We start from the raw sequence: 26,031 nt of genomic DNA on the forward strand, positions 1-26,031 counted from the left end.
CCGTCCCTGGCGCGTTTCAGGCTCAGATCGCGGCGCGCCTGGCGGCCCACGGGCGGTCCTGCTCCAGCTGCGAGGCCAGGCGCAGCAGCACGTCTTCCCCGCCCAGGCGAGCGGTGAACATCATGCCCACTGGCAGGCCGCTGTCACTCATGCCCAACGGCAAGGAAATAGCCGGCTGGCCGCTGACGTTGGCCAGCACGGTGAACGCGGCACTGCCCATGGCCTTGCGGGCGTAGCTTTCGTAAGGCTGGTTGAGCGAGAGCTCGCCCAAGGCCGGTGTCAGGCTGGCGGTGACCGGCGAGAGGATCACATCAAAGCGCTCGAACTGCTGTTCCATGGCCATGCTGATGTCTTCGAACGCATGCCGGGCACGCACTACACCCTCACCCGTGGCCTTCGCTGCACGTTCCAGCACACCAAAGGTGATGCTTTCCAGGTCCTGTGGCCCCAACGCGCGGCCCAGGGCTTTCTCGCGGTCATTGACCGTGACCAGCAACGAGTTGCCGATGGCCACGCCGTGGGCGCCGAACAGCTGCTGGGCCTGAATTGGCAAGCGCAGTTCTTCCACTTCGTGGCCAAGGCCCAGCAGTTGCTTGATGGTGTCCTCCAGAACCTTGGCAATCGCCGGGTCCAGCGGTGCCCCGGTCAGCGATTCCCGCACCAGCGCAACCCGTAAACGGCCCGGGTCACGGCCCAGCTCCTCAACGTAGGGACGTACCAGCGGTGAGCTCCAGTACGGGCTCCCTGGTTCGTGACCCTGACCGGCATCAAGAAACAACGCGGTATCGCGCACGCTGTGCGAGACCATGTTGGCGACACTGGCGCCAAACGAGCCTTCCAGGCGGGCCGGCCCGCTCGGCGTGCGGTAGCGTGTCGGCTTGAGACCGACCAGCCCACAATAGGACGCCGGGATCCGGATCGAGCCGCCACCGTCGGTGGCATGGGCGACCGGGACGATACCGGCGGCCACCGCCGCAGCGGAACCACCGGACGAACCACCCGAGCTCAACGCCAGATTCCAGGGGTTGCGGGTCTGCCCCCATGCCAACGACTCGGTGGTGGTGGTCAGGCCGAACTCAGGGCTGGTAGCTTTACCAAAAGGCACTGCCCCGGCGGCTTCATAACGGCGGATCAAGGTACTGGTAACGCTCGACGGTGGCGCATCCTTGAACAGCCGGCTGCCGTTGCTGGTGGTCGTGCCCTGCAAGTAGGTGTTGAGGTCCTTGAGCAGGATCGGCACGCCCGCCAGCGAGCCCTGGGTCAGGGTGCCGGCCTTCTGCCTGGCTGCCAGCAACGCGCGGGCATAATCGTCATGGCGCATGTTGACTGCGTTGATCTTCGGGTTGACCAGGTCACAACGGGCGAATGCTGCGCCGAGCAAGTCTTCGGCAGTGAAGTGACCGGCCTGCAAGCCCTTGGCCATGGCCCAGGCATCCAGGCCCAGGTAATCGCTGGCCGACAAGCCGCCTGCGGCCCGGGCATCGGCGAAGCGCCCCAGTAACCCGACGCCCAGCGCCACCGCGCCGGCCTTGAGCACCTGGCGGCGCGGCCATCCGTCAGCGGCGTCGGCACCCGCTGTGGCAAGCGTGTCGGCCAGTGGCAATGCGTTTTTTTCCATGTGCAGAATTCCGTTTTTTATTGTGTCTGTTCGATTCGCTCAGCGCGCGCCGGTTTCCCCGATCAGTCCGGGGTGATCTGCGCTTTCATCGCGGCCAGGAAGTGTTCGCTGTAAGGCGGCAGCAGGCCCCATTCACCGCGCGGGTCATGTTCGGGCGCCTTGAGTACTGTGCGCAGGTGGCTGAACTCGATAAAGCCTTCGCGACCGTGGTAGTGGCCCATGCCTGACCCACCAACCCCACCGAACGGGGCATCATGCAAGGCGGCATGCATCATCACATCGTTGAGGGTGACACCGCCGGACAATGTGTGCTCCAGCACCTGGCGCTGCTCCTTGGCGTCGCTGCCAAAGTAGTAAAGGGCCAGAGGCCGCGGGCGGCTGTTGATCTGGGCGATGACCTGGTCAACCTCATCAAAGGGCAGCACCACCATTGCCGGGCCGAAGATTTCTTCATGCAGAATCAGGCTGCCTTGGGGCGGGTCGATCACCAGTTGCAGCGGTCGGCGGCGGTTTTGCTCATCAGCCGCTTGCGCGTAGGGCAGGCTCACTACCCGGGCACCGGCTTGCAGCGCCTGCTGAACCAGGTTTTCAACACGGGAAAGGTGTTGGGCATTGACCACCGCGACCACGTCCGGGTTGTCGCTCACCTCAGGGATGAACTGGCGGTAAGCGCTGGCAAAGGCCTCAAGAAAGGTTTCCAGCTGCTCGCGTGGCACGTAGACCAGGTCCGGGTTGATGCAGACCTGGCCACTGTTGGTGGTCTTGGAAAGCGCAATACGAAACGCTGCGGTGCCCAGATCGGCGCTGCGCGCGACGATGACCGGCGACTTTCCGCCCAGTTCCAGCGTCAACGGGACCAGGTGCTCTGCCGCGTTACGCATCACGGACCTGGCCACCGCGGTACTGCCGGTAAACACCAGGTGGTCGAACGGCTGTGCGGTGAAGGCCTGGGCCAGGTCGGCGCCACCGGTGACCACAGCCACTTCGAGCGGATCGAACGCCTCGGCAAACAGCTTCGCCACCAGCGCAGCAGTGCGTGGCACCACCTCCGAAGGCTTGAGGATCGCCCGGTTACCCGCCGCCAACGCCGAACCCAGGGGGCTGAGCAAGGTATACAGGGGGGCGTTCCAGGTGCCCAGAATGCCCACCGTACCCTTGGGCTGATACATCACCCAGGCCTTGGCGCCCAGCTGATCGTAAGGGCTGAAGACGGGCCGCGGCTCATCCTGCATCCATCCCTCGAGGTGGTCGCGCGCATGCTTGAGCGAACCCAGCGAACCCAGCACATCATTCATCAACGAAAAACCCTGGGGGCGGCCGCCAAAGTCGGCGTCCATCGCCTCGGCCAGCGCTTCGTGGTGCGTCACCAGCATGTCGATTACCCGCTGGATCCGCGCGCGGCGGGCCACGGCAGTGACAGCCCCTTGAGCGTTGAACGCAGCCTTTTGTTCACGCAGCAAGGCCGACAGCGTGTCGACGGAAGAATTTGCACAACTCATTGGTGCCTCCTCAACTGAACAAGGGCCAGCATGTCGCCTCTGTGCCCACCATGGCCGTCGTTGCACGACGCCCTGCCCCGCAAACTAGCCCCAGGCCCCGGAGACCGCCTCGTCCAAGTGGACGATCGAGCCAAAAACGTTAGTCCGTTGAGACGATGCAAAGCCCCGTGACGCTGGGAATACTGCCAGCACGCACACTCATTCCATGAGGCCCATCATGGCAACGCCCGCCTGTTTCGACCCTCAAGCGTTTCGCGCCGCGCTCGGCACCTTTACCACGGGAGTGACCATCATCACTACCCAGGCCGAAGACGGCTCGCCGGTTGGCATCACCGCCAACAGCTTCAACTCGGTCTCGCTCAACCCACCTCTGGTGCTCTGGAGTCTGTCTAAGAACGCCCGCAGTCTGCCGGTGTTCAGCGGTGGTCGCCACTGGAACGTGCACGTTTTGTCGACGGAGCAGGAAACCCTGTCCGGCCGTTTTGCACGCCAAGGGGAAGACAAGTTCTCCGAGATCCAGCTCGACACCGGCATCAGCGAGGCACCGCTGCTGCAAGACTGTACGGCGCGCTTCCAATGCCGTACGGCCTTCCAGTATGAGGGCGGCGACCATGTCATCTTCGTCGGCGAGGTGCTCGCCTTCGACCATAGCGATCGCGCGCCGCTGGCCTTCCAGAGTGGCCAGTACGCCCTGGCAATGCGCAAACCGCGCAACGAGCTGCGCCTGGCAACCACCCCGCCACCGCCCGAGTGCAGTTACACCGAAGACTTGCTCGGCTACCTGCTCGGCCGCTCGCACTACCAGATGCTGTTTGCACTGCGCCGCCTGCTGAAGAACCAGCAGCTCGATGAACACGCGTTCTTCATCCTCTCCACCCTGTGCATTCGGGACAACCTGACCCTGGACGAGATCAACGCCTTCGTCGGCTACACCGGTCATGTGGTCAGCGCCACCAGCATGCGCTTCCTGGAACGCCAGAACCTGGTCGCCCGTGAGCTTGATAATGAGCAGGTCCGCTATGTACTCACGGCCGACGGGCGGGAGGCTTCGTTGCAGGAGGTGGCCCTGGCCAAAGCCGTCGAGGAGGATATCGCTGCCCGTCTCGGCGCCGGTGACAGCCAGGCACTCAAGGTGTTGCTCAAGCGGCTGATCGCCACCTCCGACCCGGGCTTGCCGGACCTGTGGGCGCCGCGCTAGGCACTGTGACTTCCCTGAACCATTAGAACAACAAGGACAGCCATGAGCATTCTGCAACGCTTCAACCTCACTGGCAGTGTCGCCATTGTCACCGGCAGCGGCCGCGGCATCGGTCGTGCCATTGCCTTGGCCTACGCCGATGCCGGCGCTGATGTGGTCTGCAGCGCCCGTTCGCTGGCAGATGTCGAGGCCGTCGCCGAGGAGGTGCGCAGCCGAGGGCGGCGCGCCCTGGCCTTGAGCTGCGATGTCACCTACAGCGAACAGCGCTGCGCCTTGGTCGCCAACGCCGCCGAACAGCTGGGGCGCATTACCCATCTGGTGAACAATGCCGGGGGCGGCGGCCCCAATGACCCCCTGAAGATGAGCCCGCAAGACTTCGAACAGGTATTGAGCTTCAACGTCAGCGCCGCCTATGCCCTTTCACAGCTGTGCGTACCCCTGATGCGCGACGCCGGGGGCGGCAACATCATCAACATCACCTCGGTCGCCGCCCGTTATGCCCAGCGCCATTTCAGCGCCTATGGCACCGCCAAGGCTGCGCTGACTCACTTGACGCGCCTGCTGGCACAAGAGTTCGCGCCGCAGATCCGGGTCAATGCGGTGGCGCCAGGGCCAATCCTGACCGACGCCCTGGCCGGGGTCATGCCCGATGCCATGCGCAAGACCATGGAAAGCAACACCCCGCTCAAATGCCTGGGCCAACCAGAGGACATCGCCGCCGCGGCCCTTTACCTGGCAAGCCCCGCCTCGGCCTGGGTCACCGGCAAGATCATCGATGTCGATGGCGGCGCCGATTCCAGTGTCTGGCCGGGTTGAGGCCTGTTTGCCGGGCGTGCCTGCAGATGGCCCGGCCTGTTATCCACTTGCCACAGAGCGATCTCCCTATGGATGCGCAACTGATTGAAACACTGGGCGACGAGCTGTTCCACGCCCTGAACGCACGCCAGAGCCTTACGCCGCTGACCCAGCGTTACCCGGCTATCACCCTTGACGACGCCTACCGGATTTCCCGGCGATTTCTGGCGCGTCGCCAAGCGGTGGGCGAGCAGGTGATCGGCAAGAAAATCGGTGTTACCAGCCGCGCCGTGCAAGAAATGCTCGATGTGCATCAGCCCGATTTTGGTTTTCTAACCGACCGTATGCAGGTTGCCGATGGCAGCGACATCAGCTTTGCTGCCCACCATCTGGTACAGCCACGGGCCGAAGGCGAGATTGCCTTTGTACTGGGCGAAGACCTGCAAGGTACCGATATCAGCGCCAACGATGTGCTGGCGGCCAGCGAATGGGTTATGCCGTGCTTCGAAATTGTCGACTCGCGTATCGAGAACTGGCAGATCCGTATTCAGGACACCGTTGCCGACAACGCTTCATGCGGTGTTTTCGCCCTGGGCCAGCAGCGCATCGATCCTCGTGAACTGGACCTGGCCGAGGTCCAGTTGCACCTGTTCAAGAACGGCCTGCCGGTGGGCAGCGGCCTGGGCTCGGCGGTGCAAGGCCACCCCTGCGCCGCCGTGGCCTGGCTGGCCAACACCCTGGGCCGACTGGGCATCCCGTTTCGCAAGGGCGAAATCATTCTGTCCGGCGCCCTCGCGCCACTGGTACCGGTCGCACCGGGTGACTTCGTCAGCCTGTCGCTGAGCGGCATGGGCGAGATGCACCTGAACTTCGTGCCCTGAGCCTGCGGCCCTCCCTTCTTCCGATCGAGAACAACGCCATGAGCAAAAAGATCAAATGTGCCCTCATCGGGCCCGGCAACATCGGTACCGACCTGCTCTACAAGCTCAAGCGCAGTGAAGTACTGGAGCCCGTCTGGATGGTGGGTATCGACGCCACCTCCGAAGGCCTGGCCCGCGCCGCCGCGCTGGGCCTGAAAACCACCAGCGAGGGCGTCGACGGCCTGCTAACGCATGTACTGGAAGACGGCATCCAGATCGCCTTCGATGCTACCTCCGCGTATGTGCATGCCGAAAACAGCCGCAAGCTCAATGCCCTGGGTGTGCTGATGATCGACCTGACTCCGGCAGCCATCGGCCCCTACTGCGTGCCACCGGTCAACCTGAAACACAACCTTGGCCTGGGCGCGATGAACGTCAACATGGTGACCTGTGGCGGCCAGGCGACCATCCCGCTGGTGGCCGCGGTGTCCAGCGTGCAGCCGGTGGCCTACGCCGAGATCATTGCCACGGCGGCCTCGAAATCGGTCGGCCCGGGCACGCGCAAGAACATCGATGAATTCACCCGCACCACCGCGGCGGCCGTGGAACAGGTTGGCGGCGCAAAAAAGGGCAAGGCAATCATTATCGTCAACCCCGCCGAGCCGCCGCTGATCATGCGTGACACCGTGCACTGCCTGACCGAAACCGAGCCTGACCAGGCAGCCATCACCGCCGCGATTGCCGACATGATCAAGCAAGTCCAGCGCTATGTGCCCGGCTACAAGCTGGTCAACGGCCCGGTGTTCGACGGCAACCGGGTGTCGATTTTCATGGAAGTCGAAGGCCTGGGCGACTACCTGCCCAAATATGCCGGCAACCTCGACATCATGACCGCCGCCGCCGCGCGCACCGCCGAGATGTTTGCCGAAGCACTGCTCAAAGGCGATTTGACCCTGCGTGCCAGCATCCCACAACCTGCCATCGCCTAAGGAGCGCACCATGGACCTTCACGGCAAATCCATCACCGTCCACGACATGTGCCTGCGTGACGGCATGCACCCCAAACGCCACCAGATCACCCTGCAGCAAATGAAAGACATTGCCTGTGGCCTGGACGCCGCCGGTGTGCCGTTGATCGAGGTGACCCACGGCGATGGCCTGGGTGGCAGTTCATTGAACTATGGTTTTCCGGCGCACAGCGACGAGGCGTATTTGTCGGCGGTCATCCCGCTGATGAAAAACGCCAAGGTCTCCGCACTGCTGCTACCGGGCATCGGCACGGTCGATCACCTGCAGATGGCCTACGAACTGGGCGTCAGCACGATTCGCGTCGCCACCCACTGCACGGAAGCAGACGTGTCCGAACAGCACCTTGGCGCGGCACGCAAGCTGGGCATGGACAGCGTCGGGTTCCTGATGATGGCCCATATGAACAGCCCGCAAGGCCTGGTCACCCAGGGCAAGCTGATGGAAAGCTACGGGGCCAATTGCATCTACATCACCGACTCGGCCGGCTACCTGCTGCCCCATGACGTCAGCGCGCGGGTCGCGGCGCTGCGTGCAGCGCTCAAGCCCGAGACTGAAATCGGCTTCCATGGCCATCACAACCTGTCGATGGGCGTGTCCAACTCGATCGCGGCCATTGCCGCTGGCGCTACCCGTATCGATGCCGCGTGCGCAGGCTTGGGCGCGGGTGCCGGCAATACCCCCATGGAAGTGCTGGTGGCCGTCTGCGACCGCATGGGCATCGAAACCGGCGTGAGTGTGTTTGGTATCCAGGACGTTGCCGAGGACCTGGTGGTGCCGATCATGGACTTCCCGATCCGCAGCGACCGCGATGCCCTGACCATGGGCTATGCCGGTGTCTACGGCTCGTTCCTGCTGTTTGCCAAGCGTGCTGAAAAAAAGTACGGCGTCCCGGCGCGGGAAATTCTTGTCGAAATGGGCCGGCGCGGCATGGTCGGCGGGCAGGAGGACATGATCGAAGACACCGCCATGACCCTGGCCAGGCAACGCCAAGCCAGCGCCTGACCGCTTCACGGGGCCCAGGCACAGCTTGGGCCATTGCCCATCTCTGCGGTTTGACCGGGAGTCATCCATGAGCAGTACGCACCCTCAACCCATCGGCTGGCGCAGCCATGGTCTGCTGTTTGTGCTCGCGATGATGTACGCCGATAACTTTGTCGGGCGGCAGATCATTGCCGTGATGATCGAACCGCTCAAACAAGAGTTCGGTGCCAGCGACACCGCCATGGGCCTGGTGTCGGGCCTGGCCTTCGCTGCCGTCTATGTGCTGCTGGGCCTGCCTGCCGGGCGCCTGGCCGACCGCCTGTCACGCACACGCCTGCTGGCCATCACCTGCTCGTTGTGGGCGCTGGCAACGGTGGCCTGCGGCCTGTCGACCAGCTTTGCGATGCTGGTGATCGCGCGCATGGCGGTAGCAGTCTTCGAGTCACCAAGCACCTCGACCTCGATGTCGATCATTGCCGATATCTACCCACCGCACCGGCGTTCTTTTGCCATCAGTTGCTACACCGCCGCGCCGACGTTTTCGACCATCGTTGCCCTCAGTGCCGGCGCCTGGGTGGTCGACCAATATGGCTGGCGCAGCGCTTTTTTTGCTGTCGCCCTGCCCTCCCTGCTGATCAGTGCGGTGTTTGCCTTTGTGATGCGCGACCCGGTACGTGGTCGCTTCGACCTCCCCCATAGCCACGCCAGCCAGGCTGCACCGCCCATTCAAAGCCTGCTGGGCTGTGCTCGTGCACTCATGGCACAACCGGCCTACCGTTGCCTGGTACTGGCTTGCGGCATCACCACCTTCAGCGCCTACGCCTTTGCCATGTGGAATGCCAGCTTCCTGGTGCGATCGCATGACCTGCCCCTGCACTACGCCGGCCTCCTGGCCGGCTTGGTCGGTGGCACCTTTGCCGGGCTCGGGGCGTTGTTCAGTGGGTGGCTGACTGACCGCTTGGTGATCAGGAGCCAGCAGTGGCAAATCGGCATTCCGCTCATCGGCCATGTGGTTGGCAATTGCGCGTTGGTCATTTACCTGCTTTGGCCACGTGACATCCTGCTGCATGCGGGTCCGGTTCCGGTACCCAGCGCGATGCTCTGGTGCGCGCTGGGCAGCTTTTTCTCGGTATGGTGGGTGGGCCCGTGCTTCTCGGTGTTGACTCAGTTGGTGCCCGCCCACCGCCGGGCGACCGCCGTCGCCCTGCAGACCATCATCTCCACCTTGTGCGGGGTCGGTATCGGCCCATTGGCAACCGGGCTACTGAGCGATGTACTGATGCCATTGCTGGCGGACGAGTCGCTGCGCTATGCCCTGCTGCTGGTCAGTCTTACCATTGTCATACCGATCGTGCTGCTCTGGCGGACCTATCAGCACCTGGCCGCCCCCTCGCGGCTTTCTGCCTATGCCTGAAACCTGAACATTGGCGCAGAATCGCCGATGAACTAGTTGAAACGGACGATCCACCCGCACATTCCCTACGTTACCGTCCTTGTCAGACCCCCGCTGCCCCGCGTTCGCAATATCAATGACTGGAGAGCTTATGAGGATACTGGTAAGCGTCAAACGAGTGGTCGACTACAACGTCAAGGTTCGGATCAAGGCGGACAACTCCGGCGCCGACCTGGCTAACGTCAAGATGGCCATGAACCCCTTCTGCGAAATCGCCGTGGAAGAAGCCGTGCGCCTGAAGGAAAAAGGCGTTGCGACCGAGGTCGTCGTCGTTTCCGTCGGCCCGACCACTGCCCAGGAGCAACTGCGTACCGCCCTGGCCCTGGGTGCCGATCGTGCCATCCTGGTAGAAGCCGCTGACGAGCTGAACTCCCTGGCGGTGGCCAAGGCGCTGAAAGCCGTTGTCGACAAGGAGCAGCCGCAGTTGGTCATCCTTGGCAAGCAGGCCATCGACAGCGACAACAACCAGACCGGCCAGATGCTGGCTGCGCTGACCGGCTACGCCCAGGGCACCTTCGCCTCCAAGGTCATCGTTGCTGGCGACAAGCTGAACGTCACCCGTGAAATCGATGGCGGCCTGCAGACCGTGTCGCTGAACCTGCCAGCCATCGTTACTACCGACCTGCGCCTGAACGAGCCACGCTATGCGTCGCTGCCGAACATCATGAAGGCCAAGAAGAAGCCGCTGGAGACCGTTACTCCAGACGCGCTGGGCGTTTCCCTCGCCTCCACCAACAAGACCCTGAAAGTCGAAGCGCCGGCTGCCCGCAGCGCTGGCATCAAGGTCAAGTCGGTGGCCGAACTGGTCGAGAAGCTGAAGAACGAAGCGAAGGTAATCTGATATGACTATCCTGGTTGTCGCTGACCTTCTACAAGGTCCGGAAAACGGTGCAGTAGCCCCGTCCACCCTGAACACTGTCGCCGCAGCCGCCAAGATCGGTGGTGATGTGCACGTGCTGGTTGCTGGCCAGAACGTCGGCGGCGTTGCCGAAGCCGCTGCCAAGATCGCTGGTGTGGCCAAGGTGCTGGTTGCCGATAACGCCGCCTACGCCCATGCTCTGCCGGAAAACGTCGCGCCCCTGATCGTTGCTCTTGTTGAACAAGGCGGGGCAAAGGGCTACAGCCACGTGCTGGCCCCGGCCACCACCAATGGCAAGAACATCCTGCCGCGCGTTGCCGCGCTGCTGGACGTGGACCAGATCTCCGAGATCATCTCGGTCGAGTCCGCCGACACCTTCAAGCGCCCGATCTATGCCGGTAACGCCATTGCCACCGTGCAATCGAGCGCTTCGATCAAGGTCATCACCGTGCGTACCACCGGCTTCGACCCAGTCGCCGCTGAAGGTGACTCGGCTGCTGTCGAAGCTGTGAGTGCCGCGCACAACGCCGGTATCTCGGCCTTTGTCGGTGAAGAGCTGGCCAAGTCCGACCGCCCAGAGCTGACCGCTGCCAAGATCGTCGTTTCCGGCGGCCGCGGCATGGGCAACGGTGACAACTTCAAGCACCTGTACAGCCTGGCCGACAAGCTTGGCGCTGCTGTGGGTGCGTCGCGCGCCGCAGTCGACGCAGGCTTCGTGCCGAACGACATGCAGGTCGGCCAGACCGGCAAGATCGTTGCGCCACAGCTGTATATCGCCGTCGGTATCTCCGGCGCAATCCAGCATCTGGCCGGCATGAAAGACTCCAAAGTGATCGTTGCGATCAACAAGGACGAAGAAGCGCCGATCTTCCAGGTGGCCGACTACGGCCTGGTCGCTGACCTGTTCGAAGCGGTGCCAGAGCTGGAAAAGCTGGCGTGACCCGCCTGCCTGGTTTTTGAAGAAGCCCGGCCCTCTCACAAAGGGTCGGCTTGCAAATGCTTCTTCAAAAAAGCCCGGGTACGATCCTGCACCGGGTTCCTCAGGATGTCCCCCGGAGCCCCTTGTTCCACAACAACCCCGCCATCCATGAATACGATCTGGTCAGCAACCTCGCCGGCAAAGCGCATCTCATGCGTGACGATCAACATGGTCATGTGCTCCGCTGCCAGTTGCTTCATTACCAGGTTCACCTCTTCCACAAGCTCCGGGTCCAGGGCTGAGGTCGCTTCATCGAACAACATCACCTTGGGTTGCATGGCCAACGCCCGGGCAATGGCCACGCGCTGCTTCTGCCCACCGGACAAGCGCGACGGATATTCGTCGATCTTGTTGGCCAGCCCGACCTTTTGCAGGTACTCCAGGGCCAGCGCTCTGGCCGCAGTTTTCGAGTAGCCTTTGAGCTTCACAGGCCCTATCGCGACGTTTTCACAGACGGTGAGGTGCGGGAACAGATTGAAGTGTTGAAACACCATGCCCATTTGCTGGCGCACCCGATTGATGTGCTGCTCGAAGGCTCGGCCTTTCAAGGGCCGGTTGACCTGAGCACCATCCAGCCAGATTTCACCGCCATTGAGCACTTCGAGATGGTTGATCGACCGCAGCAAGGTGCTTTTGCCAGAGCCACTCGGGCCGATGATAGCGAAGATCTGCCCACGCGAGACCGACAGGTCGATGCCCTTGAGCACCTCAAGTGCGCCGTAGGCTTTGCGAGCGCCCTTCACTTCTACCATAGCGTTGTTGTTCATCGTGACATCTCGACCTTGGCTTCAATAAGATGCAACCCGGCCTCGAGTACCAGATTGGCCACGTAGTAGATCACTGCGACGGCGATATAGAATTCGAACGGGCTGTACGTTTCGCTGACGGCCAACTGGGCGCTGTAAACGAGTTCGGCGATACCGATGATCGACACCAGTGAAGTGTCCTTCAGCAACACAATGAGGTTGTTCCCCAGTGGCGCAATAGTTTTTCTGAGCGCCTGCGGAACAATGATGTAGCGCTGGGTCATGGCTTTGCTAAGGCCAATCGAGCGCGCGCCCTCTATCTGGCCTGGGTCGACCGCCTCGATCCCGGACTTGATCACCTCGGCGTTGTACACCGCAAAATGCAGGCTTAGCCCGATTATTCCCGCAGCCAGCGCCGGAATATCGATACCGACCTGAACCAGCCCGTAATAGATCAGATACAGTTGCAGCAACAATGGCGTGCCCATCAACAGCCAGGTCACGAAACGCACCGGCAATGCCATGGCTTTCGGCGCATACAGGTCGATCAGGGCAAACAGCACACCCACCGCCAGGCTGATGACGCTGGAACAGAGAAACATGACAACCGTCCACCATAGGCCGGTTGCCAGCATTTCATAGTAAGGCGTGATAACACTCAGGTTGAACCCTTCCACTGGCACTCCTCACTGGGTTGCGTAGCGCCGGTCCAGCACTTCCACCAGGTACTTGACCGCGTAGACCATGACGATATAAAGCAGCGCCGACACCATGAATATCTCGAACGGTTTGTAGGTCGAACTGATGAAGCGCTGCGCGGTGTAAGTCAGTTCAACCACCGAAATGGCCGACACCAGGGCAGAACCCTTGATCAGCCCGATAGCATTTACGCCAAGCGGCCTGATCATCAGCTTCATTGCCTGGGGAATGATGATGAACAACAGCGTCTGGCTGCGGCTGAAGCCAATCGACCGTGCGCCCTCCGCCTGGCCTGGGTCGACATTATCGATAGCCCCTCGAATGGACTCCGACATATACGCCGCTATATTCATGCCTAATCCGATCACCGCAGCAGCAAACGGCTCAAGCTCAATACCTATTTGTGGCCCACCAAAATAGATAATGAACAACTGCACCAGGCAGGGTGTACCGCGAAATACGCTGACGTAAATCTTGGCTGCCCACCGCAAGATAATAAATGGCGATAACCGGCACGCCACCAGAACGATTGCAAGGAGTAAACCCAGCAAGAGTGAGAGCAACGAGATTTGCACAGTTACCCAGGCGGCTTCCAGGAAGAACGGGTAGGTGCGATGGATCAATGACAGGTCCATAAAAACCACTCACAGAATTCAGCCAACCCGGCCCAACCTGTCGTCAGGCCAATCCAGGTGTGCATCAGCGAATGTCGCTACCCACCCATTTCATGGAGATTTCTTCATAGGTGCCATCGGCCAGGATCTCGTCCAGGGCCTTCTGCAACTGGGCCTTGAGTTCAGGGTTGTTTCTGCGAATGGCAATGCCCAGGCCTTCACGACCACCCTGCTCGTCCGGCAGGCTGATGATCCGCACCTTCTGCCCGGTCTCTTTTACCGCAACCATGACCGGAATACTGTCCATCACTACCGCGTCGATACGACCGGCTTCCAGGTCCACCAGCATTTCCGGTAAGCCTTTATAGGTGCGCACTTTAAGATTGCCGCGATTACGCGCCCATTTGTCATGCGAGTCGCCCAGCGTAACGCCGACGGTGACATCCTTGAGGTCATCAAGCCCCTTGATCGGAGAGTCTTCCTTGACGCCGATGGTACGGCCTGCGTGGTAATAAGGGCCTACAAAGTCAACGGCTTTCAGCCGCTCGGGCGTAATGGTCATTGAGGCGATGACAGCGTCATATTTCTTGGCCAACAGCCCGGCGATAATGCCGTCAAACGGTGTGGTAATAATTTTTATATTCACGCCCAAACGCTGAGCGAGTGCTTCACCAATAGATGCATCGAAACCGACAATTTCATTCTTTTCATTGGCAAAGCTGAAGGGGGAGTACTGGCCACTCATTGCCACGCGCAGTACTTTTGAATGTTGAACGGCCTGCAAATCATCGGCGTGCGCCATGCCGTGAGAAAATAATGCAGCCGCTGCAACAGCGGTGGAAGCCAGTAGCATCCTGGTTTTTCTTGCCAGCATCGAGGCACTCCTTGGAAGTTTCTATTTCTTATTTTCCTGGGCGCTGAAGTCCCAACCTTCACTGAGAGCTTTGCACACTGAAACCTTGAAATCACCCTGCAATGTGCGTGTTCGGGTGGCACATTGCCGGAATCGGCCGACATAGTGTCGGCGCTACTTCGGGCTTTGGAATAACTGGAGTAATGTCTGGCGGTGCACTAAAAACAATCGAGTACTCGGCTGGTTTGCCCCCTGCACTTTACCGGGGCAGCCGGTCATTTACCGGTGATCAGGCGGGAGTGTCAGCATTGCGCGAATTAGACGTCAAAGATCGGGAAATCCTCGAAATACTCTCCAAGGAAGCGCGTGTGGCACTTAAAGCGCTGGCAGCAAGAGTTGGCCTGTCAAGAAGTGCCACCAGCGAGCGGGTTTTGCAATTGGAGCGTACTGGGGTCATTCGCGGATATCGCGCCGACATCGGTGAAATCGATGCCAATGTCATACGAGCAATCATCCTGGTAGCGCTGAAACGTACACCGGCACTTGGGTTGTTGGACCTTCTGGCACAGAACGCCCAAGTCAAACGGGTTTCATCGGTCAGCGGGCAGCTCGACCTGATTGTGGAGGTTGAAGCACGGACGATTGATGATTTGAACCGTGTACGGGACGCCGTGGCGTGCCACGACTCTGTAGACGACATCACCACGGCGGTAGTGCTGCGGCGTGACATAGACCGGCAGAAGGCGTGATGCAGGAGCGGCCTTGTGTCGCGAAAGGGCTGCGAAGCAGCCTGCGCAGCCCTATCGCGGCACAAGGCCGCTCCTTGTATGTTGTGCCTAGCCTGAGCGATTGAGCCATTGCCGGCAAAATTGCCACGATGGGTATCCGCACCGGTGAGCAGACCATCTTCGATTACCTGATCTAGCCGCCGAACCGGGCCAAGGAGGCACTGGTCTCAAGTCATGCAAAGTACCTGTAGGAGCAGCCTTGTGCTGCGAAGAGGCCATGGCTGGCGAAGATGATCTTTTGCCTTGCCGGCCTCTTCGCAGCACAAGGCTGCTCCTACAAGGGCATGGCAAGCCTGAGCGATTGGGCCATTGCCGGCAAAATTGCCATGGGGATATCCGCACCGGTGAACCATTTGATACGGCCAAGCTTTTCAGCTCTGAGCACCTTAGAAAAGCTTGACCGCCAACAGAGCATTTACAGGGACCGCGCAATCTGTAAGGGCTACTTCAAGGCTGCCACAAAGCTGTCTTTCAGCACCTCGAGAAGGAAGTCGGCATTGGCCCGGCTGAAAATCATTGAAGGACGCATTTTCAGCACGTTGTCATGCGGGCCTTCAGTGCCGATCAATACGCCGCGTTCCCTGGCGCCATCAGCCACTTTCCGGGCCAGGGCCGTGGCCGGCGCCTTCGACTTGCGGTCGGTCACCAGGACGATGCCGAGAAACAGCCCCAGCCCGCGCACATCACCAATCACTTCAAATTGCTGCTGAAGCTTGCGGAAACCCTCGAGCAAGTAATTGCCGACGTTCAAGGCGTTTGCTTTCAACTGGTCGCGCTCGATTGCATTGAGCACCGCCAGGCCTACCGCGCAAGACACGGGGTTGCCGGCGAAGGTATTGAAATACTCCATGCCGTTATTGAAGGCATCGGCAACCTCACGGGTGGTCACAACCGCCGACATCGGGTGGCCGTTGCCAATCGGTTTGCCCATGGTGACGGCATCCGGCACCACGCCCTGGGTCTCGAATGCCCACCAGTGGCTACCGACGCGGCCAAACCCGACCTGCACCTCATCGGCCAGGCACAGCCCACCCTCGGCGCGAACCATGGCGTAGACCTCCTTGAGGTAGTTGTCAGGCAGGAACACCTGGCCTGCCACGCTGGGGATCGACTCGGCAAGGAAGAACCCGGGGCCCTTGCCTGCCTTGCGCATGGCATCCAGCTGCTCTGCTACCGACTCGGCAAAGCGCTTGCCGTGCTGTTCCACTGGCCAGTGCTCAGGCGCGTAGTAGCTGTCCGGGACCACCGCCTCGTATACATGCGCTGCCCTGCCCTTGCCGGCCTTGCGTTTGTACTTGTAAGGGCTAAGGTCGATGAGTTCTTGCGTAGTGCCGTGGTAGGCCCAGTCCAGCACGATCGCCTGGTCACTGCCGGTGTAGTTGCGCGCCATGCGCAGCATCAGGCTGTTGGCTTCACTGCCCGAACAACCAAAGGAGGCTACGCAAAGTCCCTCTGGCAGCGTACCCGTCAGGCGTTCGGCGTATTCGACGATGTTGTCGTGCAGGTAGCGGGTGTTGGTGTTGAGTAGCGCAGCCTGGCGGGTCAAGGCCTCGACCACGTCGGGGTGGCTATGGCCCAGGTGGCACACGTTGTTGAAGCAGTCCAGGTAGGCGCGCCCGAAGTTGTCGATCAGCCATACGCCATCACCGCGCACGAACTTGATCGGGTCGCTGTACGAAATCGACAGGTTCGGTAGCAGCAGTTCCTTGCGCCTGGCAATGATCTGGGCCTTGGTCAGCCCTTGCTGGGTGTAGGTCTCTGGCGGGATACCCGCCAAGGTCGAGGCATCGGGGAACAGGTCGGCCCACACTTCGCGGTACTCTGGCTCACCCACGCCAATGACCTCGCTCGCGCTCAGCTGAGTATCGGTGGTCATCTGCAGGTGCAGGTGGGGAATCCAGCCGCCGTTTTCAAGATCGGTGCCCATGTAGCCGACCAGGTCGCCAGCTTCGAGCTTGTCACCGGCTTTCAAGCGGCTTAGCGCTTCATGGGCCATATGCCCCCACAGGGTCAGGAATGGCGGGCAACCGGGTGGCGTGTGCTCGATCATCACCAGGCCACCATACCCCAGCGGGTCTGGTTCAACCTCCACGCTTCTGACAGTGCCGGCGACCGGCGCGTACAACGGCGTACCCGCTGGCATCACCAGGTCGACACCGACATGCAGTGTGCGGCGTTGCCCCTTGATGAAGCGGGACTCGAACGCGCTGTCGGTGTAGATGGTGCGCAACTCGCCCCAAGGCCCGATGGCCAACGGCACCTTGTGAGCAGCAGAGAACTCTTCCCACCAACGGGTTGCATCTGCAGGGCGTTGCTCAGCCGAGGCGATGGTCATCTCGTGGGTGGCGTCGCCAAACGGGGCAATCACCTTGTTCAGGATGGCGGCAGACGGGCGTACCAGGTCGGCGAAGGATTTGTGGTTGTCCGCAATCCAGCGGCGGACATCACCCGCGCCTTCGATGGCATCAAAACCACAGGCCTTGCGCAGGATGCCGGTGGCCAGCCGTGGGTTCATCGCATCAAGCTGTTCCAGCAGGCGCCAGGCAGGCGCTTCACTGATCGCCAGGTAGGGGTTGTCGTCTGTCTGGTCATGCCGGGAAGCGGAGAAAGTGACGCTGATGACCAGGCGCATGGCGATCAGGTTGAACAACACATCAAGCTCTTGCGCTTGCAGCGGGTACTTTTCATGGAAACCGGCGACCAGCGCAGCAGCGGCGCCGATTGGGTCGTCCATGTCGAGAATGGCGTAGGCACTGGCGATCGCAACCTCGGCTATCAGCACGGTATGCACGGCATCGCCAAAGTCGATGAAGCCAGTCACGGTACTGGTAGTTTCGGCATCGACCAGAATGTTCCAGTCGTTGGCATCGTTGTGGATCACCTGGGCCCGCAGGGAAGCCAGCCTTGGCTGTACAGACTGTTCGAACTGGGTGATGAAGCGCTCGGCAATGGCCCGGCGTTCAGGGCTCTTTATGAAGTGCAGGCGCGAACGGGAGCGCGCAGCATGGCGCAGATCCCAGTCAAGGTCGCGGACCGCGCCCGGGTGCATGAAGCCCTGCAGCGCGCGATCGAGTTCGCCGAGTGCCTGGCCGAAGTTGCTCATCAGTGCAAATGAGCGCCTGGCCTCGGCAAGTGGCGTGCCGGCCAACCAGCTGACCAGGCGCACTGCGTGCTTTTCACCTGTGGCACCGGTCACCGACGGCAGGTAGTCGCCAGCCACGCTGGCCCGCAAGTGAGGCACGCCCAGATGCCCGCCGTGCACGGCCAGGTGATCGAGCAGCGCGGTTTGAAACTCGCTTTCTACCCTGGGCTCGCTGGCATTGACGATTTTGAGTATCCAGCCCGCATCCAGGCCCGTCTGCAGCCGGTAATTGCGATCACGCTCCCCGTCCAGGGGCGTGGCAGTGCCACAGACATTGAACAAATCTTTTGCGAGGCCCTCTGCATCGCTTGCCGAAAACCGAGGTGCCGGGTGGGAAAGGTCTGTCATATCATCACGTTCCGAGCGAGCAAATTGTTTTTTCAATAGCTTGTCATGCACCACCGAAACCGACACCCTGCATACGGTCGGGATCAACAGGCATTATGCCGGTTCTGACCGGCATAAAGACGGCGAGCTAATCAGGTGCTGCAATGCGTGAGCTGGATGCAAAAGATCGTGAGATTCTTGAAGTACTTTCGAAGGACGCGCGCATTGCGCTCAAGGCATTAGCCGGCCGCATAGGCCTTTCCAGAAGCGCCACGACCGAACGGGTTGCCAACCTTGAACGCAGCGGGATCATTCGTGGTTATCGGGCGGATATCGGCGAGATTGACGCCAATGTGATACGCGCGATCTTGCTGGTAACGTTACAGCGCACGCCTGCCATGGGGCTGCTTGACCAGCTGGCTACGGACGCCCGCGTGCGACGGGTTTCCTCGGTGAGCGGTCAGCTTGACCTGGTGGTTGAAGTGGAGACCCGGACCATCGACGACCTCAACCAGGTTCGCGACAATGTGGCACGCCACGAATCCGTGGATGACATTACCACGTCGGTAGTCCTGCGCCGTGATATCGACCGCCAGGGTGCCTGACGACCTGCAAGATGGCACGGGCTTCACCGGTGCCATCCACGCCGGGTGTATCAAGTTTCGCGTATATGCCGCCCCTGGCGTTCCTGCCGCTCCTTGGCCTCAATGCTCAGTGTCGCCGTTGGCCGCAGCAGCAAGCGCTTGAGGCCGATGGGCTCACCGGTGTCCTTGCACCACCCGTACTCACCCCGTGCAATGCGCACCAACGCTTCGTCGATCTTGTCCAGCAGCTTCTTTTCCCGCTCAAGCAAGCGCAGCTGCCATTGCCGCTGCTCTTCCACAGTGCCCAGGTCAGATGGGTCGCTGGTTGGCTCGAATGCGCGCATCAGCTCGAACTCGCTGGATATTCGCGCTTGCAGCTCATGGCGCTGCGACAACAACAGGTCGCGGAAGAACCCCTGCTGGCGGGCATCCATGTAGGTCTCTGCAGGCATGCAAAGCAGTTCTTGTTCGGTCATGTCTATACGCTCGCGGCAGCATTCGAAGGTCGGGCCCGGGTTGCAAATGAATCGTCACTTGGCTTATTTTGTTACTGTATAACATTCGCTAAGGAGTTCTACAATGAAACCAGGCATTCACCCCGACTACCGCCCCGTTCTGTTTCACGATGTGGCTGCCAGTGCCTTCTGGCTGATCCGCTCGACCATCGAAACAGACAAGACCCACGTGCACACCGATGGCGTCAGCTACCCCTACGTCACCCTCGACGTTTCCAGTGCCTCGCACCCGATCTATACCGGCCAGGAACGCAAGGCGAAGGCCGAGGGCCGGGTGGCTGGCTTCAACAAGCGGTTTGCAGGTTTTACTGCCAAGTAGGAAAAAGCCGCTTTCGGATCAGGGAAAGCGGCTTTTCCAACCCATCATCGCGCAGCCTCAAGCCGCCCAGGTTTCCTGAAGATGGCGCCATAACACGCGTCCCTCTACAGCACTGAAAAGTGCGGTCGAGATCCGTGCCTTCGCTTTCTGGCCGGGCAAATGGTGCGTCTCGCGATAGCACACCACTGCACCCTCCGGCCATTGTGCGATGGTTTCCAGTTCGGCGACCTCAATGCTCAACCCTGGCTGAGACCCTGCACGCTGAGCAAACAGGGATGAAACATCGCCCAGGCCTACTTGAGCCCCGGCAGGTGTGACCATCGCAAAATCCGCGTGAAACCGCTCGACCATGGCTGCAACAGAACCCTCCCCCCTGGCAAAGAGCGCCTCGATCAATACGTGCAGATCAATGACTTCTTTCAGATACCGATTCATCGCGTTCCTTTCGTTTGACAAGTGAGCGTATCCGCAGACAGAACAGGACTGCCAGGCAGGTTGCCTGCACCCCTCCTGCCAGCATGAATGTGGCTTGGTAGGCTTGCCGAGCCCCCAAGAGCATGGTCAGCAAGCTGAATACCAGGCTGACGGCTGTCACGCCCAGGCAGAAGCTCAACTGCCGGTTCAGGGCCCACAGGGTACTGGCCTGGCCAAGTTCGGATGAGGCCAATGCTGCAAAGGCAGCGCTTTGCGCGACGCTGGTGCATAAGCTCCCCCCGACACCGAGCAGCGCGTAGGCAACCATGAGAGAAGACGTGCTGGAAGCCAGCGCCAGCAGCGCATAACCCGGTATCTGCAGCGCCAGCCCCAGCAGCAGTAACGGAGTGGGCCCGAATGATCTGTAACACCAGGTGGTGCACGCGATCGCCAGCGCTGCCCCCAAGGTCCAGGTCAACATCAGGCTGCCCGCTTCGCTTGCGGTCCATCCAAGGTCGGCCTGAAGGTAAAGCATGGCCAACAGGTTCACCCCGATGAACAGGCCCGGCACAGCCAGGTACAACATCATCGATCCGGCGAAAACGGGCTCGCGCATCACCGAAAAGTCCAACAGGGGTGCAGCGATACGCCGTGAGTGACGCAGGTAGCTGCCGAGCAAGATTGCCGCCAGTGCGGCCCAGGCCACAGCCATGCCACCCTGGCCACCACCCGCATCAGTCATACCCAGCAAGCCGCTGGCCACCCCTCCCCCAGCCAGTAGCAAGCCTTTGCCATCAAAGGGTTCATTGCGCGCGGATGCCGGTGAGCGCGGTAACCAACAAGCACCCAGAAGCAAGGCCAGCAGTGCCATGGGAAGACTGGCGAGCAGCACCCACTGCCAAGACATCCGTTGCGACAACCAACCGCCTGCCAGGGGTGATACGGCTGGCGCTAGCAAGCCTATGGCCATGATCGCCATGGTCACCCTTGGCCGCTCATGCGCCGAATACAGGCGGTAGACCAGTGCCTGGCCCAGGGGAATGAACAGCCCGGCTGCAAAACCCTGCAGGCCGCGTAAAGGTAACAGCGTTGCCATCTGCCCCGACCAGGCGATCAGCAGTGTGGCGCCTGAGAAAAACACCAGTGAGCCGAGCAGCACCGGGCGCTCGCCCATGCGCTGCCCCAGCCATCGGCTGGGCAACATCCCCAGCATCAGCCCGAGGAGATAGGCCGTACTCACCCAAGCCAGCGTGGCGACATCAGCGTGCAGGGCTTCACCTATTTTCGGTGAAACCACGGCGGTGATGAAGGTATTGATCAGGTCTACGAAGAAACCCAGCAAGTAGAACAGCGTGATACGACGACGCAGGTTGAGTAAGGCCACGGTGAACTCCAGTCAGCGAGCGTGACTGTACCCCTGCACCGACAGCGACATAAGTGCTGTAATATCGCCCAGACTGTTAACTGATTTTTGACAATCATGCTCGACCTCAATCGCGTTGCCAGCTTTGTCGCCGTTGCAGATAGCGGCAGCTTTACCAAGGCTGCCCAGTTGCTGGGCCAGTCCAAGGCGCGGATCAGCTTCAATGTACGGCGTCTGGAAGCTGAGCTGGGCGCCAGCCTGCTGGCCCGTAACACCCGCCGCACCGTGCTGACCGATTGCGGTGAACGGTTTCTGCTTGAAGCGCGTCAGCTGTTTGACCAGGTGGAGCGCGCGACAGCCAGCGTGCAACAGTCATCCGCGGGGCTTGGCGGGCGGTTACGCGTCACCAGTACCTCCGCCTTTGCACAGCGTGCAGTGCTGCCGGTGCTGGCAGACATGGCAGAAGCTCATCCCGATCTGTCGATCGAGCACGTAGCGTCATCGCACCTCTGTGACCTGGTTGCGGAACGCTTCGACGTGGCAATCCGGCTAGGCGAGTTGGCGGACTCCGATTACAAGGCCGCCAGGATTGGCGACTATGCCTTGCAGCTGGTCGCCAGCCCGGCGTATCTGCTACGGCACCCGGTTGGCTCAACGGAGGCGCTGGTCAACGTGCACTGGCTGGCTCATACGCACCTGAGCGATGCACCCTGGCGCTTCTTCAACTCACAGTCCATGACCCAAAGCTGCCAGTTCGTGCGCCCGTCCCGCTTTCAGGCAGATAGCGCAGAGGCGTTGCTGGACATGGCCTTGCGCGGGCTCGGGGTTGCGCTTCTGCCAAGCTGGTTGGTAGACGACGCCATCGCGAAGGGTAAGCTCAGCGCCGTCCTTGACCCACAACACTTTGCGCGGCAACCCATTCATGCGTTGTACCGCAACAGCATGTATGTACCTGCTGCAACACGCGTTTTCATTGACCAGCTGGCAGCCCGATGGGCCCTTGAGGAAACCGGGCTGTAACAGCCATATCACGTTGCTGGCACAGCACGCATGCGTGCAAGCACGCCCTGAATCTCGCCAACCAACTGCCGGGTTGCCTCGTCGATCGTCCCTTCATTACGGCACAGCACCCAGCCGTGCGCTGCAACGGCACGCTCGAACGCCGCGGTACAGGCCACCTGTTCATCCAGGTTGTGGATCACCGTACTGCCCAGCCCACGCGTACGCGACGCGGCCCGTGCCCATGAGGTTTCAGGGGCTGTGACAACCCCGACATGCAAATCCGGTACTTGCACCTTTCGTTCGAAGTTCAGGCGCAAGATCTGGTCAAACGGTACCGTGCGGCGGAACGCAGCGTCAGAGGGGTACCAGCGATCAATCAGGATGATGCTGTCAGCTGGCTGCCTGGGCAGCACATGCCGGGAAATCCAGGCGCGGCTCTCGGCAAAGCGCTCGCACACCTTGAACTCCAGGTCCCGGCATGGGCTTCTGGCAAGCTGGTTGACCAGAGCCATGGTCTCGCCCCGGCAAGGGTCGTTCTTTCTTTCACAAAGGCGGATCACCTTGTTCCCGTCCAGCCGCAAGGCTTGAGTGACGGCCTCCAGCAGCGTGGTCTTGCCGGTACCCTTGGGCCCATCAATGGAAACAAACAGCGGGCGGTTCATCGTTCAATACCAATAGGCTCAGGCGCGGGATAAGACCATTGATCGTGGCTCGTCTTCAAGAAATTCTCTTTCTACGTCAACCCTGAGCCTTCCAACCCACTTGTTCAAGGGCCGCCAGCAACCGCTTACCGTCCAGGCCCGGCACCTCTCGCCCATCCTCTGCCTGCATGGTCCTGCCTGCCAGGATCGCGTTGACGATGGCCTCTTCTACCGCCTCGGCTGCGGCCGCGAACAGTGGCGATATATGGTCGTTGTTGACCATCGCCACTTGCGCCGTCCTCGGCAGATCGCGGCGATTGTAGTCGGCAGGCGCCAGCCCGGTGTTCCCCGTCGAGAATGCCAGGAAGATATCGCCACTGGAGTCATCGGTGCCGCCGCCCGTGCGGGCAATACCCAGCGCAGCACGTTGCGCCAGGCGTTGGCACTGATGCGGCAGCAGCGGTGCATCGGTGGCCAGTACCACCACGATCGAGCCCATGCCGGGGGTATCCTGCTGGTCAAATGGCGTGGGCAGGTCAAGCAACACCCGGCCGACGGGATAGCCATCCACCCGCAGATCGCGGCGCTGGCCATGGTTGGCCTGGACAAAGGCCCCCACGGTCCAGCTACCCTGCTCTGCCGGCAATACCCGCGACGCGGTGCCGATGCCGCCTTTGAATTCATGGCAGATCATGCCGGTACCGCCGCCTACCGCACCCTCGGTCACCGGCCCGCCACAGGCAGCCCCCAGTGCTTGCTGCACCAAGTCCGCATTTACATGCTGGCCCCAGATGTCGTTCAGCACGCCGTCGTAGGTCTCCATCACCACCGGCATGCACCAGTAGGTCGACGCGTCCGCCAGGGTTGCATGCTCATGGGCGATGAGTGCATCGCGCACCACGCCGACACTGTGCGTGTTGGTGGTGGCAATGGCTGTCGTCAACAGGCCCGCTTCACGAATCCACTCCAGGCCGGTGGCGTCGCCATTGCCATTGAGCACATGGCAGCCGGCAAAGCACGGTTGGTGGCGCGCCGCTCCTTCGCGGGGCTCGATGACACTGACGCCGGTGCGTACAGGCTTGCCGCCGTGGTGCTTGTCCAGGGTGGCGTGGCCAACCCGTACACCCGGCACATCGGTAATGGCGTTGTGGGGGCCAGGCCGACCAAGGCCCAGCGTGATACCGAAATCGCGTGCTCGCATCTTGTCTCTCGCTCAAAGGTTCTGGAAGGCCGGGCTCAACTTGCCATACGTGCCGTACAGCAACACGGAGGTAAGCAGAATGCCAAGAATGATGAAAATGTCCCTGGCTGAAGCCGTACTCAACAGGGTCGTCAACAGGTACCCGGCCCCGGTCACCGCAGCCAATGCCGGCAGTGGCCACAGCGGCATCCGGTAAGGATGCTCACGGTCGCGGCGCAGTACGCGGCTGAACAGCGCGCACAGCCCGACTACCAGGTACACGCACAGGATCAGCAGCACGGTGAAGGACGTGAGCTCGGACAGGTTGGAACTGAACGTCAAGGCAGCGGAAGGCACGGCGAGGAACAGCGTGGCCAGCCAGGGCGATTCCCACTTGGGGTGAATGCGGATGAAGGCACGGTTCAGGGTCGGCATCCACAACGCATCCCGCCCGCTGCTGTAGATCACCCGCCCACTCTGGATGACCAGGGCAATGATGGCATTGAACACCGATAGGAAAATCCCGGCGCTGACCAGGCGCGACAGCGTTTCGTTGCCATGGGCCGTCAGCAGGTAACCGATAGGGTCCGGGCTGGCCAGCATTGCCTCAAGCGAGGGTGCACCCACCAGCAGCGCAACCAGCGGGATCACTTCGATGGCCACCACCAGCACCAGTGACCACAAAACTGCCTTGGCAATACCACGCCCGCCACATTTCATGTCTTCGGCCAGCAACACGGCGCCACCATAACCGTTGAAAGAGAACAGCGCAGTGCCCACCGCACCAATCACCAGCGCCCAGGGCGCCGCGTGCAGTATCCCGTTATCGAGTACCAGCGGGCTGACAAGGCTGCTGACCGGTTGCTGGGCGTGGCCAAAGCCCAACACCACGATCACCATCAGTGCTGCCACCTCAAGGAACAGGCAAATGCCGGTGACCCACGCGTTGAGCTTGATGTTGAGAATGCCAAGCAAATAGCCCAGTGCCACAATCACCAAGGCCACCGTCTGCCCGTCAAGCTCGGTGCCGAGCGCTGCATTCAGGTAAGTGGCTGCCCCCGTGGCCAAGACCGGTGGAATGAACACCAGCATCGCCAGCACGGTAAGGAAAGTGGCGTAACCGGCCATCCCGCCAAATACCCGCTTGGCAAACACGTATTCACCCCCTGCCGCACTGTGCGCGCGGCCCAGTTCGGCATAGCAAAGCGCAAACATCAGCGCCAGCACACCCCCCAGCATGAAGGCCCAGATCACACCTGTACCTGCCTGGGCGATAGCAAAGGGCGCAATGACGAAGACGGAGCTTGCGGGTGTGACCGAAGACACGGTGATGGCGACTACATCTGCGACGCTCAGCGTCGGTTTAAGTTTTGGGGTGGGTGCACTACAGGACGTCATTTGTTCATCCTCACGTTGTTGTTAGTGTCGAGGCAGAACCAGGAAGCGAAACGTGGCGGGCTCGACGGCCCGCTTGATAGGTATGAAATCTATGCGGCGCCACCCGCCAGGACAATTCCCACTAAGGGGTACCCCCGGTTGACAGCTGAGGCAAAGCGGGTGCCAATGCGCTACT

At 61.2% G+C, this 26,031-nt stretch carries 25 protein-coding genes; 12 read left to right on the plus strand and 13 right to left on the minus strand.

The window, feature by feature from the left end; translation table 11 throughout:
- Positions 1-22: 22 nt before the first annotated feature.
- Together ABI582_RS19855 and ABI582_RS19860 are read right to left on the minus strand one after the other, a co-directional pair.
- Positions 23-1,618: an amidase gene (locus ABI582_RS19855; protein ID WP_442120047.1), complete on the minus strand. Its 1,596-nt coding sequence runs from the start codon at positions 1,616-1,618 to the stop codon at positions 23-25.
- A gap of 62 nt (positions 1,619-1,680) precedes the next feature.
- Positions 1,681-3,117 carry a coniferyl aldehyde dehydrogenase gene (locus ABI582_RS19860; protein WP_442120048.1) on the minus strand — a complete coding sequence of 479 codons (1,437 nt, stop codon included), beginning with the start codon at positions 3,115-3,117 and terminating at the stop codon, positions 1,681-1,683.
- 217 nt (positions 3,118-3,334) lie between these two features.
- Here ABI582_RS19860 and ABI582_RS19865 point away from each other — a divergent pair, with 217 nt between their 5' ends.
- The 8 genes from ABI582_RS19865 (at position 3,335) to ABI582_RS19900 (ending at position 11,232) form a co-directional block, all read left to right on the plus strand.
- The gene (locus ABI582_RS19865) at positions 3,335-4,315 is read left to right on the plus strand and encodes a flavin reductase (RefSeq protein ID WP_016499795.1); all 981 of its coding nucleotides are present in this window, start codon (positions 3,335-3,337) and stop codon (positions 4,313-4,315) included.
- Between the two features lie 42 nt (positions 4,316-4,357).
- Complete coding sequence (locus ABI582_RS19870; RefSeq protein WP_442120049.1) at positions 4,358-5,131, plus strand: glucose 1-dehydrogenase; 774 nt, start codon at positions 4,358-4,360, stop codon at positions 5,129-5,131.
- 68 nt (positions 5,132-5,199) lie between these two features.
- On the plus strand, positions 5,200-5,991 hold the full coding sequence (locus ABI582_RS19875; protein WP_442120050.1) for a fumarylacetoacetate hydrolase family protein: 792 nt from the start codon (positions 5,200-5,202) through the stop codon (positions 5,989-5,991).
- Between the two features lie 38 nt (positions 5,992-6,029).
- A complete protein-coding gene (locus ABI582_RS19880) occupies positions 6,030-6,959 on the plus strand; it encodes an acetaldehyde dehydrogenase (acetylating) (RefSeq protein WP_442120051.1) in 930 nt (309 codons plus the stop codon).
- Positions 6,960-6,969: 10 nt separating this feature from the next.
- A complete protein-coding gene (gene dmpG, locus ABI582_RS19885; RefSeq protein ID WP_442120052.1) occupies positions 6,970-8,001 on the plus strand; it encodes a 4-hydroxy-2-oxovalerate aldolase in 1,032 nt (343 codons plus the stop codon).
- A 67-nt stretch (positions 8,002-8,068) separates the two neighbouring features.
- Entirely contained in the window at positions 8,069-9,394 is a 1,326-nt protein-coding gene (locus ABI582_RS19890; RefSeq protein ID WP_442120053.1) for a spinster family MFS transporter, read from the plus strand.
- Positions 9,395-9,524: 130 nt separating this feature from the next.
- Positions 9,525-10,274, plus strand: coding sequence for an electron transfer flavoprotein subunit beta/FixA family protein (locus tag ABI582_RS19895; protein ID WP_442120054.1), 750 nt, complete (start codon positions 9,525-9,527; stop codon positions 10,272-10,274).
- A 1-nt stretch (position 10,275) separates the two neighbouring features.
- Positions 10,276-11,232: an electron transfer flavoprotein subunit alpha/FixB family protein gene (locus tag ABI582_RS19900; protein ID WP_442120055.1), complete on the plus strand. Its 957-nt coding sequence runs from the start codon at positions 10,276-10,278 to the stop codon at positions 11,230-11,232.
- A 35-nt stretch (positions 11,233-11,267) separates the two neighbouring features.
- Here ABI582_RS19900 and ABI582_RS19905 read toward each other — a convergent pair whose 3' ends face one another.
- From ABI582_RS19905 to ABI582_RS19920, 4 genes are all read right to left on the minus strand, one after another.
- Positions 11,268-12,023 (minus strand): amino acid ABC transporter ATP-binding protein, encoded by a 756-nt coding sequence (locus tag ABI582_RS19905; protein ID WP_442120081.1) that lies wholly within the window; start codon positions 12,021-12,023, stop codon positions 11,268-11,270.
- 11 nt (positions 12,024-12,034) lie between these two features.
- Positions 12,035-12,652 carry an amino acid ABC transporter permease gene (locus ABI582_RS19910; RefSeq protein WP_422394571.1) on the minus strand — a complete coding sequence of 206 codons (618 nt, stop codon included), beginning with the start codon at positions 12,650-12,652 and terminating at the stop codon, positions 12,035-12,037.
- Positions 12,653-12,703: 51 nt separating this feature from the next.
- Positions 12,704-13,351, minus strand: coding sequence for an amino acid ABC transporter permease (locus ABI582_RS19915; protein WP_442120056.1), 648 nt, complete (start codon positions 13,349-13,351; stop codon positions 12,704-12,706).
- A gap of 64 nt (positions 13,352-13,415) precedes the next feature.
- Positions 13,416-14,204 (minus strand): ABC transporter substrate-binding protein, encoded by a 789-nt coding sequence (locus tag ABI582_RS19920; RefSeq protein WP_442120057.1) that lies wholly within the window; start codon positions 14,202-14,204, stop codon positions 13,416-13,418.
- A gap of 287 nt (positions 14,205-14,491) precedes the next feature.
- Between ABI582_RS19920 and ABI582_RS19925 the strand changes: the two genes are divergently transcribed.
- Complete coding sequence (locus ABI582_RS19925; RefSeq protein ID WP_338747381.1) at positions 14,492-14,932, plus strand: Lrp/AsnC family transcriptional regulator; 441 nt, start codon at positions 14,492-14,494, stop codon at positions 14,930-14,932.
- A 481-nt stretch (positions 14,933-15,413) separates the two neighbouring features.
- On the opposite strand, the gene ABI582_RS19930 is transcribed toward ABI582_RS19925, so the two are convergent.
- On the minus strand, positions 15,414-18,461 hold the full coding sequence (locus ABI582_RS19930) for an aminotransferase class III-fold pyridoxal phosphate-dependent enzyme (RefSeq protein ID WP_442120058.1): 3,048 nt from the start codon (positions 18,459-18,461) through the stop codon (positions 15,414-15,416).
- 143 nt (positions 18,462-18,604) lie between these two features.
- Between ABI582_RS19930 and ABI582_RS19935 the strand changes: the two genes are divergently transcribed.
- A complete protein-coding gene (locus ABI582_RS19935; protein ID WP_016714074.1) occupies positions 18,605-19,045 on the plus strand; it encodes an Lrp/AsnC family transcriptional regulator in 441 nt (146 codons plus the stop codon).
- 50 nt (positions 19,046-19,095) lie between these two features.
- On the opposite strand, the gene dksA is transcribed toward ABI582_RS19935, so the two are convergent.
- Positions 19,096-19,500 (minus strand): RNA polymerase-binding protein DksA, encoded by a 405-nt coding sequence (dksA, locus tag ABI582_RS19940; protein ID WP_442120059.1) that lies wholly within the window; start codon positions 19,498-19,500, stop codon positions 19,096-19,098.
- 103 nt (positions 19,501-19,603) lie between these two features.
- Between dksA and ABI582_RS19945 the strand changes: the two genes are divergently transcribed.
- Positions 19,604-19,858 carry a type B 50S ribosomal protein L31 gene (locus ABI582_RS19945; protein ID WP_019473563.1) on the plus strand — a complete coding sequence of 85 codons (255 nt, stop codon included), beginning with the start codon at positions 19,604-19,606 and terminating at the stop codon, positions 19,856-19,858.
- 57 nt (positions 19,859-19,915) lie between these two features.
- Here the strand turns inward: ABI582_RS19945 and ABI582_RS19950 are convergent, their stop codons facing one another.
- Positions 19,916-20,293, minus strand: a complete 378-nt coding sequence (locus ABI582_RS19950; RefSeq protein WP_442120060.1) for a DUF4440 domain-containing protein — start codon at positions 20,291-20,293, stop codon at positions 19,916-19,918.
- Positions 20,265-21,656 carry an MFS transporter gene (locus tag ABI582_RS19955; protein WP_442120061.1) on the minus strand — a complete coding sequence of 464 codons (1,392 nt, stop codon included), beginning with the start codon at positions 21,654-21,656 and terminating at the stop codon, positions 20,265-20,267. Before ABI582_RS19955 ends, ABI582_RS19950 begins: the two co-directional genes overlap by 29 nt.
- Before the next feature lie 96 nt (positions 21,657-21,752).
- Between ABI582_RS19955 and ABI582_RS19960 the strand changes: the two genes are divergently transcribed.
- Positions 21,753-22,655: a LysR family transcriptional regulator gene (locus tag ABI582_RS19960; RefSeq protein ID WP_442120062.1), complete on the plus strand. Its 903-nt coding sequence runs from the start codon at positions 21,753-21,755 to the stop codon at positions 22,653-22,655.
- An 8-nt stretch (positions 22,656-22,663) separates the two neighbouring features.
- Here the strand turns inward: ABI582_RS19960 and ABI582_RS19965 are convergent, their stop codons facing one another.
- The 3 genes from ABI582_RS19965 to ABI582_RS19975 form a co-directional block, all read right to left on the minus strand.
- The gene (locus ABI582_RS19965) at positions 22,664-23,299 is read right to left on the minus strand and encodes a dTMP kinase (RefSeq protein ID WP_442120063.1); all 636 of its coding nucleotides are present in this window, start codon (positions 23,297-23,299) and stop codon (positions 22,664-22,666) included.
- A 76-nt stretch (positions 23,300-23,375) separates the two neighbouring features.
- Positions 23,376-24,479, minus strand: coding sequence for a DmpA family aminopeptidase (locus ABI582_RS19970; protein WP_442120064.1), 1,104 nt, complete (start codon positions 24,477-24,479; stop codon positions 23,376-23,378).
- Positions 24,480-24,491: 12 nt separating this feature from the next.
- Complete coding sequence (locus ABI582_RS19975; protein WP_442120065.1) at positions 24,492-25,856, minus strand: APC family permease; 1,365 nt, start codon at positions 25,854-25,856, stop codon at positions 24,492-24,494.
- Positions 25,857-26,031 lie beyond the last annotated feature (175 nt).

It is taken from the genome of Pseudomonas sp. SAS7 (assembly GCF_052112345.1).
Taxonomy (GTDB): Bacteria; Pseudomonadota; Gammaproteobacteria; order Pseudomonadales; family Pseudomonadaceae; genus Aquipseudomonas; species Aquipseudomonas putida_Q.